General features: G+C 39.8%; 12 protein-coding genes. All 12 read left to right on the forward strand.

What is annotated here, in order from left to right; all coding sequences use genetic code 11:
• Nucleotides 1-14: 14 nt before the first annotated feature.
• On the forward strand, nucleotides 15-917 hold the full coding sequence (gene sucD, locus SporoP8_RS14800; protein ID WP_085133224.1) for a succinate--CoA ligase subunit alpha: 903 nt from the start codon (nucleotides 15-17) through the stop codon (nucleotides 915-917).
• A 73-nt stretch (nucleotides 918-990) separates the two neighbouring features.
• On the forward strand, nucleotides 991-1,869 hold the full coding sequence (gene dprA / locus SporoP8_RS14805) for a DNA-processing protein DprA (RefSeq protein ID WP_085133225.1): 879 nt from the start codon (nucleotides 991-993) through the stop codon (nucleotides 1,867-1,869).
• Nucleotides 1,870-1,994: 125 nt separating this feature from the next.
• Entirely contained in the window at nucleotides 1,995-4,070 is a 2,076-nt protein-coding gene (topA, locus tag SporoP8_RS14810) for a type I DNA topoisomerase (protein ID WP_085133226.1), read from the forward strand.
• A 43-nt stretch (nucleotides 4,071-4,113) separates the two neighbouring features.
• Entirely contained in the window at nucleotides 4,114-5,424 is a 1,311-nt protein-coding gene (trmFO, locus tag SporoP8_RS14815) for an FADH(2)-oxidizing methylenetetrahydrofolate--tRNA-(uracil(54)-C(5))-methyltransferase TrmFO (RefSeq protein ID WP_085133227.1), read from the forward strand.
• 387 nt (nucleotides 5,425-5,811) lie between these two features.
• Nucleotides 5,812-6,711, forward strand: a complete 900-nt coding sequence (gene xerC / locus SporoP8_RS14820; RefSeq protein ID WP_085133676.1) for a tyrosine recombinase XerC — start codon at nucleotides 5,812-5,814, stop codon at nucleotides 6,709-6,711.
• 8 nt (nucleotides 6,712-6,719) lie between these two features.
• A complete protein-coding gene (hslV, locus tag SporoP8_RS14825) occupies nucleotides 6,720-7,259 on the forward strand; it encodes an ATP-dependent protease subunit HslV (RefSeq protein WP_099626362.1) in 540 nt (179 codons plus the stop codon).
• Nucleotides 7,260-7,262: 3 nt separating this feature from the next.
• Nucleotides 7,263-8,651, forward strand: a complete 1,389-nt coding sequence (hslU, locus tag SporoP8_RS14830) for an ATP-dependent protease ATPase subunit HslU (protein ID WP_085133678.1) — start codon at nucleotides 7,263-7,265, stop codon at nucleotides 8,649-8,651.
• Nucleotides 8,652-8,737: 86 nt separating this feature from the next.
• A complete protein-coding gene (gene codY, locus SporoP8_RS14835; protein ID WP_085133229.1) occupies nucleotides 8,738-9,514 on the forward strand; it encodes a GTP-sensing pleiotropic transcriptional regulator CodY in 777 nt (258 codons plus the stop codon).
• Between the two features lie 534 nt (nucleotides 9,515-10,048).
• Nucleotides 10,049-10,438, forward strand: a complete 390-nt coding sequence (gene flgB, locus SporoP8_RS14840) for a flagellar basal body rod protein FlgB (protein WP_085133230.1) — start codon at nucleotides 10,049-10,051, stop codon at nucleotides 10,436-10,438.
• Nucleotides 10,439-10,440: 2 nt separating this feature from the next.
• Complete coding sequence (gene flgC, locus SporoP8_RS14845; protein WP_085133231.1) at nucleotides 10,441-10,902, forward strand: flagellar basal body rod protein FlgC; 462 nt, start codon at nucleotides 10,441-10,443, stop codon at nucleotides 10,900-10,902.
• A gap of 30 nt (nucleotides 10,903-10,932) precedes the next feature.
• Nucleotides 10,933-11,241: a flagellar hook-basal body complex protein FliE gene (fliE, locus tag SporoP8_RS14850; protein WP_085133232.1), complete on the forward strand. Its 309-nt coding sequence runs from the start codon at nucleotides 10,933-10,935 to the stop codon at nucleotides 11,239-11,241.
• 61 nt (nucleotides 11,242-11,302) lie between these two features.
• Entirely contained in the window at nucleotides 11,303-12,904 is a 1,602-nt protein-coding gene (gene fliF, locus SporoP8_RS14855) for a flagellar basal-body MS-ring/collar protein FliF (protein WP_085133233.1), read from the forward strand.
• Nucleotides 12,905-12,915 lie beyond the last annotated feature (11 nt).

The following is a 12,915-nucleotide window of genomic DNA, read 5'->3' on the forward strand; positions in this document are numbered from 1 at the left end:
GGCAGGTACAAATCATGAGTATTTATGTAAATAAAGATACAAAAGTAATTGTACAAGGAATAACAGGTTCCACTGCCCTGTTCCACACACAGCAAATGTTGGAATATGGTACGAAAATTGTCGCTGGCGTAACGCCTGGCAAAGGCGGTCAGACGGTGGAAGGAGTTCCAGTATTTGACACTGTGGATGAAGCAGTAAAAGAAACAGGTGCAACAGTTTCCATTATTTACGTACCTGCACCATATGCGGCGGACGCAATTATGGAAGGCGTTGATGCGGGACTAGAAATGACTATCTGTATTACAGAGCATATTCCGGTCTTAGATATGATCAAAGTGAAACGTTATATGGAAGGCAAAAAGACACGATTGATTGGCCCGAACTGTCCAGGTGTTATTACGGCAGACGAGACGAAAATCGGTATTATGCCAGGCTATATTCATACTAAAGGGCATGTAGGCGTAGTTTCCCGTTCAGGTACACTAACTTATGAAGCGGTTCACCAGTTAACACAAGAAGGCATTGGTCAAACTACAGCTGTCGGAATTGGTGGAGACCCGGTAAATGGTACGAACTTTATCGATGTCTTGAAAGCATTCAATGAAGATCCAGAAACATATGCAGTGGTCATGATCGGTGAAATTGGTGGTACTGCGGAAGAAGAAGCGGCTGCTTGGATTAAAGAAAATATGACGAAGCCTGTAGTAGGCTTTATCGGCGGTCAAACTGCACCTGAAGGTAAGCGTATGGGACACGCAGGTGCTATAATTTCCGGGGGTAAAGGTACAGCTGCTGATAAAATCAAAGCTCTAGAAGAAGCTGACGTTCAAGTCGCAGATACACCTTCAGTCATAGGTGAAACGTTAATTAAAGTCTTGAAAGAAAAAGGACTATACGAGAAATGTAAAACGAAGTAAACTGAAAGGAGTAGCTTAATTGCTACTCCTTTTTTCGTGCTCATGCTTGTAGTGTCGAACAGAGGAGAATTCGATGCTCTATACCAATCAGCACCTACATTTACTGTATGTCCATTATATCCATCCGGTACCCTTTAATCGTTTTTCGAAGATTTTGCACGAGAACCCTTTACTAGAAAATTTACATTCATACTCGGCTCTTCAATGGTCGCATATTTTTAATTTGCCTGTAGAAAAAGTGAAGCAATTCCCAGAGAGATATGAAGAAATTTCCCGTCTTCCTATAGTAGAAATACTGAAGAAAAACAATGTGATCCCGATCACATATTTTCATTCGGATTATCCCGAAGAATTAAAGCAATTATGCGATCCGCCATCGGTTCTTTATACTAAAGGGAATAAGCTTTTATTGAAAAAACATCCTCGTGTTGGCATAATCGGCTCCCGTACAGCTACGGGTTATTCTCAAAAGGCGCTGGAATTTATTGTGCCACCGCTTGTTGATCGTCAGATCCCAATTGTTTCAGGCTTAGCCGCTGGAGCTGACACGATGGCTCATCAAGCTGCTATCGACTTTGGCGGGGAAACAATTGGTGTATTGGGTCATGGGTTTTCTCACATGTATCCGAAAAGGAATCAAAAAATAGCTGAAGAAATGGCCGAAAATCATTTACTTGTGACAGAGTATCCACCGTACTTTCCGCCAGCAAAATGGACATTTCCGATGAGAAATCGGATTATCAGTGGTTTGTCTAGCGCACTAGTCATTACAGAATCTGTCGAAAGAAGCGGAACGATGAGTACAGTCGAGCATGCTCTTGATCATGGAAAAGAAATATTTGCAGTTCCTGGTGCTATAGATTCCCCTCTTTCAGCGGGCCCCAATAAGCTGTTGGATGAAGGAGCCAAGCCGTTGTGGAGTGGTTATCAAATTGTAGATTCTTTACTATAAATCGGCATATCCTCTTTTTGTAAAATGTTTAAAAGGTTGCTTTATTTGAGAAACTGTTATACATTTTGCAACAGATATTCTTTTGCTGAATAAATATAAAGAAATCTCTCTGAGGAGGGAACGATATGGCAGATTACTTAGTAATAGTGGAATCGCCTGCTAAAGCGAAAACGATTGAACGTTACTTAGGAAAGAAGTATAAAGTTAGTGCATCACTTGGTCATTTACGTGATTTACCCCGCAGTCAAATGGGTGTAGATACCGAAAATAATTATGAACCGAAGTATATTACCATCCGAGGAAAAGGACCGATACTTCAAGATTTAAAAAAAGAAGCAAAAAAAGCGAAGAAAATTTTCCTCGCAGCTGACCCGGATCGTGAAGGGGAAGCGATAGCTTGGCATTTATCACATCAGTTAGGTGTAGATATCGAGTCAGATTGCCGCGTAGTCTTCAATGAAATTACAAAAGAAGCAATCAAAGAATCTTTTAAACACCCTCGTCCTATTAACATGGATTTAGTGGATGCGCAGCAAGCAAGAAGGATTTTGGATAGGTTAGTAGGCTATAACATCAGTCCAATCCTTTGGAAGAAAGTGAAGAAAGGGTTATCCGCGGGGCGTGTGCAATCAGTTGCTTTGCGTTTGATCATCGACCGGGAAAATGAAATCAATGCATTCGAACCGGAAGAGTATTGGTCCATCACTTCACAATTCGCTAAAGGTGATAAAACTTTTGAAGCGCAATTTTACGGCGATACAGTAGAGAAAGTGAAACTGACGAATCAAGAACAAGTAGAAAATATCGTCAGTTCAATAAAGCCGGACGAATTCGATGTATCCAAAGTAGTGAAGAAAGAACGTAAACGTAATCCAGCGTTGCCGTTCACTACCTCATCTCTTCAGCAAGAGGCAGCACGTAAGCTGAACTTCCGCGCGAGGAAGACGATGATGCTAGCGCAACAATTATATGAAGGAATTGCAATTGGAAAAGAAGGCACAGTTGGTTTGATTACTTATATGCGGACTGACTCGACAAGAATCTCTGATACCGCAAAAGAAGAAGTGAAATCCTTCATCCATACGATGTACGGTGAAGAGTTTATTTCAACTAGTACGAAAAAAACGAAAGCTAAAGCGAAGACGCAGGATGCGCACGAAGCCGTAAGACCTACTTCAGCTATGCGGCCACCAGATGCCATGAAAGCGTTTTTAACAAGAGACCAACATCGTCTTTATAAACTAATTTGGGAACGTCTCATCGCAAGTCAAATGGCACCGGCTGTTTTGGATACAGTGACTGCAGATTTCTTAAATGGAGATATTCGTTTTAGAGCGTCGGGATCTCAAGTGAAATTCCCAGGCTTCATGAAAGTTTATATCGAAGGCAATGATGACCAACAAGAAGAAAAAGAAAATATATTACCACCGCTTGAAGAAGGTGAGCGTATTAAATATGCAGATGTGGATCCGAAACAGCATTTCACACAGCCGCCACCTAGATATTCGGAAGCACGTTTAGTGAAGACGCTTGAAGAGCTAGGTATAGGTAGACCTTCTACGTATGCACCCACACTCGACACCATTCAAAAGCGTGGCTATGTCACACTAGATGCCAAGAGGTTTATTCCGACAGAACTTGGAGGAATCGTCCATCAGGCAGTAAATCAATACTTCCCTGATATCATCGACATCGAATTTACGAGACAGATGGAACAACGTCTTGACCATGTAGAAGAAGGCACAATCGAATGGCGAACAGTGATTGATGATTTCTATCGTGATTTTGAAAAACACGTAGAAGTAGCCGATGCCGAAATGGAAAAGATTGAAATTAAAGATGAGCCGGCAGGTGAAGATTGTGAAAAATGTGAATCTCCGATGGTCTATAAGATGGGCCGTTACGGAAAATTCATGGCATGCTCTAATTTCCCGGATTGTCGTAATACGAAAGCTATCATCAAACCAATTGGTGTAAAATGTCCAAAGTGTAAGGAAGGCGAAGTTGTCGAGCGTAAAAGTAAGACGAAAAGGATATTCTTTGGTTGTGATCAATATCCTGAATGCGACTATGTTTCATGGGATAAACCGATTTCGAGGCCGTGTCCAAAATGTCAGCATACAATGGTTGAAAAACGTCTGAAAAAAGGCGTTCAAATCCAATGTATTGAATGTGATTATAAAGAAGAACCACAAAGCTAATAAGATAGAAATAATTCAACATAATGAGAAAGAGGTAGTTGTAATGACGCAAATTGTAAATGTGATTGGTGCAGGATTAGCTGGAAGTGAGGCTGCTTGGCAATTAGCTAATAGGGGAGTCCAAGTGAAACTATTCGAAATGCGCCCTGTAAAGCAAACCCCTGCCCATCATACAGATAAATTTGCGGAGTTAGTGTGTAGTAACTCGTTACGTGCCAATAACCTGACGAATGCGGTAGGTGTCATCAAAGAAGAAATGCGTCAATTGAATTCATTGATTATCCAAGCTGCGGATGATTGTGCGGTACCTGCTGGCGGTGCGCTTGCAGTAGATCGCCATGAATTTGCTGGCAACGTCACTGAAAAGGTCCGGAATCATCCGAACATAGAAGTGATCAATGAGGAAGTGATAAAAGTACCGGAAGGAATTACGGTCATCGCATCCGGTCCACTGACGTCTCCGACTTTAGCTGAAGAAATTAGACAGCTAACTGGTGAGGATTATTTATATTTCTATGATGCTGCGGCTCCCATCGTAGAAGCTGATTCCATCAATATGGATAAAGTTTATTTGAAATCACGCTATGATAAAGGGGAAGCAGCTTATTTAAACTGCCCTATGAATGCGGAGGAATTTGAGCGTTTCTATGAAGCTTTAATCTCAGCTGAAGTGGCTCCTTTAAAGGAGTTTGAGAAAGAACTTTACTTTGAAGGATGTATGCCGATTGAAGAGATGGCAAAGCGCGGTGTGAAAACTATGTTATTTGGTCCTTTAAAACCGGTTGGACTTGAAGATCCTAAAACAGGGAAAGAACCAAAAGCTGTTATTCAGTTACGACAGGATAACGCGGCGGGAACACTATATAACCTGGTAGGATTTCAGACGCATCTCAAATGGGGCGCTCAGAAAGAAGTATTGAAACTGATACCTGGATTAGAAAATGTCGATATCGTACGCTACGGTGTGATGCATCGTAATACATTCATCAACTCTCCTAGAGTATTAAACTGCACGTATCAGCTGAAATCACAACCAACCATCCTGTTTGCAGGTCAGGTAACAGGTGTAGAAGGCTATGTTGAATCAGCAGGATCAGGATTGATTGCAGGTATTAATGCGGCACAATTAGCAAAAGGTGAAAAGCCGGTTCGGTTTCCGAGAGAGACGGCACTCGGGAGTATGGCGCGTTATATCACGGAAGCTGATCCACATAACTTCCAGCCGATCAACATCAATTTCGGATTATTCCCTGAGCTGAATAGGCGATATAGAACGAAAGCCGAACGAGCAAACAAACATGCGACACGCGCATTAGATGCATTACAAGAATTTAAATCAACGACGAACATATAACTAACATCTTTACTTTAACGACTTAAGGTCGGACTGAAGATAGAACTCCATCTAATAGGAGTTCTATCTTCAGTTTTTTTAGTTGTAGTGACATTGTGCAACTTCCTAGATGGTATAACGTCTTACATTTAGGGAAATGATGAACAATAAGATATATGATTACTTAGCTAGTAAAGTAATTTGACTGTTATGTGACGGAAATAGTTCTTTAATCTAAAAATGCTAAAGAAGCAGTTTTTCAAAGTTGCCCAAAATTCCTTGCTAATGTATAGTGTTTAATGGACTACATTCGGCTTTGATAGTTTATTTCGTACTATATATAATCAACAATCTTTCAAGTCTTCAGGTGCACATTGTACGATGATAAATTCGTATCGAGGTGATAAAATGATTCCTGAAATAAATCAATTGGCAGAAGAATATGTATCTTATATTCGACTAGAGAAAAACTACTCATCCTATACGGTCGCGGAGTATGAAAAAGATCTTCGGGATTTTTTATTGTTCCTGCAAGAAGAGGGAATCGGGAAGTTGGAGGATGTCGACTATCCCGTAGCTAGATTATATGTTACTCGTCTATATGATCAATCTTATGCAAGAACAAGCATTTCTAGGAAAATATCAGCCATCCGATCATTTTTTAAATTCATTAATGCCCGTTACGGAATAGAAGATCAAGCATTTCGATTATTGTATCATCCGAAGCAAGAAGAACACCTTCCTGCTTTTTTCTATCAGCAAGAGTTAGAAAAGCTTTTTGAAGTTACGATGGGTGAGGATTTTCGCTCTTTACGAGATCGTGCTTTACTCGAGTTGCTTTATGCGACGGGGATCCGTGTCGGGGAACTAGTAGAAATCGAAGTGCAAGATGTGGATCATTATTTAGGAATTGTAAAAGTAATGGGTAAAGGACGAAAAGAACGTTTTGTGCCATTCGGGAGTTTTGCAGAGGAAGCATTGCGAAACTACATAGACAGTAGTCGACCACGATTGATAAAGCAAAAGAAACATACAAAATTGTTTGTTAATTTGCGTGGAGATCCTTTGACGGCTCGTGGCGTGCGCTATGTATTAGATGACTTAATGAAGAGAGCATCGTTGCATACCAATATTACGCCGCATATGATTCGCCATACGTTTGCGACACATTTGCTTGGCGCTGGAGCAGATCTTCGGTCAGTACAAGAGCTACTAGGACATAGCCATTTATCGTCAACTCAGGTCTATACCCATATCACAAATGAACACTTACGCCAGACTTATTTACAAACGCACCCTCGTGCTTAGGAGGAACTATAATGAAATTTCATGCAACAACGATATTTGCTATTCATCATGATGGGCAATGTGCCATGTCAGGTGATGGGCAAGTGACGATGGGCGAGTCGGTCGTCATGAAACATACAGCGAAGAAAGTTCGTAGATTATTCAACGGCAAAGTCTTAGCTGGTTTTGCTGGTTCCGTAGCGGATGCTTTTACGCTATTTGACTTATTTGAAGCTAAACTTAATGAATACGATGGAAATCTTCAACGCGCGTCAGTTGAACTGGCTAAAGAATGGCGTGGAGATCGAATCTTACGTAAGTTAGAAGCGTTGTTACTTGTTATGGATGAAAATACGCTATTACTTGTTTCAGGTACTGGTGAAGTGATCGAGCCGGATGATGGGGTATTGGCAATCGGTTCCGGAGGTAATTATGCACTAGCGGCCGGACGTGCACTGAAGAAGTATAGCAGTGAATTAACAGCAGAAAAAATCGCTGAAATTTCACTTGAAACAGCTGCTGATATTTGTGTGTTCACCAATCATAATATTATCGTGGAGGTGCTTTAAGTGATGAAGCAAGAAATGACTCCTAAAGCGCTAACAGCGTATTTAAATCGTTATATTATAGGACAGGAAAAAGCAAAAAAAGCTGTTGCGGTTGCTATGAGAAATCGTTATCGTCGTATGCAATTGACTGCTGAAGAACAAGAAGAGGTCATTCCGAAAAACATTTTGATGATTGGACCTACCGGTGTCGGGAAAACAGAAATTGCAAGAAGAATTGCAAAGTTAATTCACGCGCCTTTCGTAAAGGTCGAAGCAACAAAGTTTACGGAAGTGGGATATGTAGGACGAGATGTGGAGTCAATGATTCGCGATTTAACTGAAGTCGGAGTAAGAATGGTAAAAGAAGATATGCGCGAAGCCGTAAAAGAGCAGTCCCAAAAGTTAGCGGAAGAACGTTTAGTCAAGCTACTAGTACCTGAGGCGAAAAAGAATACTGAAGGTCAAAATCCTTTCGAAATGTTTTTCGGTCAAAAAACACAGCCAGAACCCGAAAAAACAGAAGATCAATCCGAGATTAGACGAAAGCGTTCAGACATCGCTGAGCAACTTGCGAAGGGTCAAATTGAAGAAAAAATGGTGACGGTAGAAGTACAAGCGCAACAACCCTCTTTATTCGATGCGTTGCAAGGGTCTGGTATGGATCAAATGTCAGGTATGCAAGACGCTTTATCATCACTTATGCCGAAGAAGAAAGTTCAGCGTCGCATGAAAGTAAAGGATGCAAGAATTGTACTGGAAGCGGAAGAAGCGGATAAGTTGATTGATCAAGATGAAGTGTCACGTAAAGGAATTGAATTAACGGAACAGGCGGGAATTATTTTCCTTGACGAAATGGACAAAATAGCGAGTAGCAACCAAAAGTCTTCTGGAGAAGTGTCTCGTGAAGGTGTACAACGTGATATTTTGCCGATTGTGGAAGGTTCTACAGTCACAACGAAGTATGGCGCTGTTAAGACAGATTATATATTGTTCATTGCTGCTGGAGCATTCCATATGTCGAAGCCGTCTGATATTATTCCCGAGTTACAAGGTAGATTTCCAATTCGTGTAGAATTAGACAAATTGACAAAAAATGATTTTGAGCGCATACTGCGAGAACCGGATTTTTCTTTATTAAAGCAATATGAACGCCTTCTTGCGACAGAAGAAGTTGAAATTGAATTTACGGATGAAGCGATCAGTAAGTTGGCTGAAATTGCATTTGAAGTAAATAATGAAACAGAAAATATTGGTGCAAGAAGATTGCATACGATTTTGGAGAAGTTGTTAGAGGATTTATCATTCGAAGCAGCAGAAATCGGGCCTGCATCTATCAAGATTACACCAGCATACGTAGATGAAAAGCTGGATGGAATTGTAAAAAACAAAGATTTGTCACATTTTATTCTATAAGGAAGTCGTAATAGTTTATTTAACGATTGAAAACCTTTAGAATATTCATTAAAGTCAGAAGAAATCCTTGAGGAGGAACAATAGAAATGAGCTTATTAGTCAAAACAAGAAAAATCAATGCAATGTTACAAAAAGGTGCAGGCGGTCCTGTTAACTTTAAAGAGATGGCAGAAGAGCTGAGCGATGTAATTAATTGTAATGCGTTTATCGTGAGTAGAAAAGGTAAATTACTTGGTTTAGAAATTCATCAGCAAATTGATAATGATCGTATGAAAAAAATGTTCGAAGATCGTAAATTCCCTGAAGAGTATACAACTCGTTTGTTCCAGATTAATGAAACGTCTCCAAATATCGATATTGAGAGCGAACATACTGTGTTCCCTATCGAAAACAAAGAGTTATTCCAAGAAGGTTTAACTACAATTGTACCTATCATTGGTGGCGGCGAGCGCTTGGGTACTTTGATTCTTGCGCGATTAAGAGATGGTTTTACAGAAGACGATCTAATCCTTGCTGAATATGGTGCAACAGTAGTGGGTATGGAAATCTTGCGTGAAAAGTCTGAGGAAATTGAACATGAAGCGCGTAGCAAAGCGGTTGTACAAATGGCGATCAACTCATTGTCTTACAGTGAGCATGAAGCGATTGAACATATCTTCAAAGAGCTAGACGGAAATGAAGGATTGCTTGTAGCATCTAAGATTGCCGACCGTGTAGGAATTACACGTTCAGTAATTGTCAATGCACTTCGTAAACTTGAAAGTGCTGGTGTTATTGAATCGCGTTCTTTAGGAATGAAAGGTACGTATATTAAAGTATTGAACGATAAATTCCTAGAAGAGCTTGAAAAACATAATTCATAATAATAGTAACACTTTAGAGAAAAGTGTTTAGAAACTGAAGGAATTTCCGTGCTTACGGATTTTCTTCGGTTTTTTATTTTGATCAATAAATGATCTCTTCTACTAATTGGGATTCATGTTGCTTAATAGATACTCACTAAGAAGTATTAATTTGATTAGTAATAATGAGTAGAAAGTGGGAGAGTGTGGAAGTCTTACATTATCTGAGAGAGCATTTTAAATTACACAATACGACACAATGTGCCACATCAACAGTGAAACACCAATTCCTAATTAAAGGGAAAACAAATTTATATACTACTAAGTAATTAGTAGTAATCTATTGACTACTCTGAAATTTCGACAGTAGTTACTTTATACTATTAAAAGTTTTAGAAAACATTGGACAAAAATCATTAGTCTCCGCTACAATAGAGAAGTAGAAAATTAAGGAATCAATTTTTATTAAAGATAGTATTAAAGAATAGTATGAAGTGAGTAGAATTTTAGAAAAACCGCGAAAAATGACCTAAATGAGAGAAAGGTGGGGAAATGATGGAGATTTATGGTGGTGCCATCAACCTGCTTGAAAAAGGATTGAATTACTCATCAGCAAAAGGTAAAGCAATTTCGCAAAATATAGCGAATGTAGACACACCCAACTATAAAACTAAAAGTGTTAATTTTAAAGAAGTGTTTTCCAACGCGAATAGTAAAGGCTTAGAGGCATATAAGACTGACTCGAAGCATTTAGATTTTACACATTCCACGACAAGTAAGACATTCGATATATCGAACTTACGATACCGACAAGATCGCAATGGTGTGGATATGGACAAACAACAGGCAGATTTAGCGGCCAATCAAATATATAACTCCGCTTTAATAGAGCGATTAAATGGGAAATTTAATTCATTACAAAGTGTTATTAAAGGAGGACGTTGATCATGAGTATATTTCATAGTCTGAACACGTCGACTTCTGCATTAACTGCTCAACGTTTACGTATGGATGTCATATCTTCCAATATGGCGAATGTCGATTCAACTCGGGCCAAGCAAGTAAATGGCGAATGGCAGCCGTATAGAAGGAAAACAGTCACATTACAACCGAAGGAAGGACAGTTCTCTTCATTTTTGCAAGCAGCGAAGGGTGTTCACTCACATGGGAATGCAGGGAATGGTGTGGCCGTAACACGTGTGAAAGAAGATCGGGAGACTCCATTCAAATTAGTATTCGATCCTTCTCATCCAGATGCGAATGAAGAAGGTTATGTGGAAATGCCAAATATCGACCCTTTGCGCGAAATGATTGATTTAATGTCTGCAACGAGATCATATGAAGCGAATGTAACAGCGTTGAATGCAAATAAATCAATGCTAATGAAAGCACTGGAGATCGGAAAATAATAGACTAGTATTATATTAGGAGTGAACTAGATGGCGATACAATCAATTACAGGTGCTATGCCTGCGATGTCAATCCAGCAACCGGAAGTGAAAGCACAAAAAACACCTTTCGAAGCTCAACAGAATTTCTCTGCAATGTTAAACGACGCGATTCACCAAGTAAACCAAACACAACAAGTCTCAGATGCTATGACGACAAAACTTGTTAAAGGTGAAGATGTTGACTTACATAATGTGATGATCTCGGCACAAAAAGCCAGTATTGCCTTAAATGCAACAATGGAAATGCGTAATAAAGTGGTAGAAGCATACCAAGAAATCATTAGAATGCCTGTCTAATTGATAGAAAGCACTAGGCATAAATGGAATCAGGCCTAGTGAGGCTGACCGGGGGATTAGAATGAATGAAAGATTGACAAAGCTCAGAATGGATCTCAAGACCTTCTGGGAAAGTCGAACGAAAAACCAAAAAATTATATATATAACGATAGCCGCCGGCATTATTGCGCTGGCAATTTTTTTAACAATCATTATGTCCCGTACTACATATGTAACGCTTTATTCAGAAGTGTCGCCATCTGAAATTGGACGTATAAAAGAAGTCCTAGATGGACAGGGAGTACCTTATCTAGTAGAACCGGGTGGGACCGCAATCTCAGTACCTGAAAAACAACTAGATAATCTACGTGTATCACTAGCGGCAGAAGGATTCCCAGATTCCGGTCTAATCGATTATTCGTTTTTCTCGGATAATGCTGGTTTCGGTACTACGGATAATGAATTTAATATGATTAAGCTTGCTGCGATGCAAACAGAATTAGCTAATCTAATAAAGGGTATAGAAGGTATTAAGGATGCGAAAGTAATGCTTACTTTACCGACAGAGGGAATCTTCGTAAATGACACGACGTCAGAGGCTAGTGCAGCGATTATGTTGAAGACGAATCCCGGACAAAATTTTTCAGAACAACAAATTACATCACTATATAATTTAGTCTCAAAGAGCTTGCCAAATCTATCTAATGAGAATATCGTCATCCAGAACCAATATTTTGAGTACTTTGATCTGAAAGATTCAGGAGATTCTTACGGAGCTAGTGTGACGGATCAAATGGGCGTGAAAAAAACGATCGAGCGCGACTTACAACGACAGGTTCAAATGATGCTTGGTACGTTGATGGGACAAGATAAAGTAGTGGTGTCCGTTACGACAGATATCGACTTTAAGAAAGAACAACGTGAAGAGAATCTTGTGACACCTGTAGATCCAGAAAACATGGAAGGTATTGCATTAAGTGTGCAACGGATAACTGAATCATTCTCGGGTACGAATCCGGCAGTAGGTGGTACACCAGAAGCGGAAGATCCGACAGATAATCGTACTACCTATGTTGAAGGTGAAGGTGGAGACGGAGATTACGAACGTCTAGAAGAAACGATTAATAATGAAGTAAATAGAATCAGAAAAGATATAGTAGAGAGTCCATATAAGATAAGTAATATCGGTATTCAAGTTATGATTGAACCTCCTACTGCTGATGATCCAACCTCATTGGCACCTGAAGTTAGACAAGATGTTGAACGGATTTTAGAGACAATAGTACGTACTTCATTGGATACAGAAGTAGCTGGAGAATTGACGGAAGAAATACTAGCTGAGAAAATAGCAGTTTCGGTTCAACCACTTAAAGGGAAAAATATCGCGTTTGAAGATACGAAGACGGTCATCCCTTGGTGGGTATATTTGATTGGCGGAGTATTACTACTAGCAGTTATTGTTCTAGTTGTGTTGTTCTTGCGCAAGAGACGCAATGAAGCGGAAATGGAAGAAGAGTTGGCTATAGAACAAGCGCAGGCTCAATTTGATTCGGTGCAAGTCAATGATATCAACATGGAACAAGAAACAGAAGCGACAGCACGAAGAAAACAACTAGAAAAAATGGCTAAAGATAAACCAGAAGAGTTTGCGAAATTATTGCGAACGTGGATTGCCAAGGAGTAACGGAGGGGTTT

It is taken from the genome of Sporosarcina ureae, from assembly GCF_002101375.1.
GTDB lineage: Bacteria > Bacillota > Bacilli > Bacillales_A > Planococcaceae > Sporosarcina > Sporosarcina ureae_B.

Bases quoted from the DNA above. Each gene is read 5' to 3' on its own strand.
- dprA (WP_085133225.1), top strand. From the start codon at position 991: ATGCTCTATACCAATCAGCACCTACATTTACTGTATGTCCATTATATC.
- fliE (WP_085133232.1), top strand. From the start codon at position 10,933: ATGGCGATACAATCAATTACAGGTGCTATGCCTGCGATGTCAATCCAG.
- hslU (WP_085133678.1), top strand. From the start codon at position 7,263: ATGAAGCAAGAAATGACTCCTAAAGCGCTAACAGCGTATTTAAATCGT.
- xerC (WP_085133676.1), top strand. From the start codon at position 5,812: ATGATTCCTGAAATAAATCAATTGGCAGAAGAATATGTATCTTATATT.
- fliF (WP_085133233.1), top strand. From the start codon at position 11,303: ATGAATGAAAGATTGACAAAGCTCAGAATGGATCTCAAGACCTTCTGG.
- sucD (WP_085133224.1), top strand. From the start codon at position 15: ATGAGTATTTATGTAAATAAAGATACAAAAGTAATTGTACAAGGAATA.
- trmFO (WP_085133227.1), top strand. From the start codon at position 4,114: ATGACGCAAATTGTAAATGTGATTGGTGCAGGATTAGCTGGAAGTGAG.
- flgB (WP_085133230.1), top strand. From the start codon at position 10,049: ATGGAGATTTATGGTGGTGCCATCAACCTGCTTGAAAAAGGATTGAAT.
- topA (WP_085133226.1), top strand. From the start codon at position 1,995: ATGGCAGATTACTTAGTAATAGTGGAATCGCCTGCTAAAGCGAAAACG.
- flgC (WP_085133231.1), top strand. From the start codon at position 10,441: ATGAGTATATTTCATAGTCTGAACACGTCGACTTCTGCATTAACTGCT.
- codY (WP_085133229.1), top strand. From the start codon at position 8,738: ATGAGCTTATTAGTCAAAACAAGAAAAATCAATGCAATGTTACAAAAA.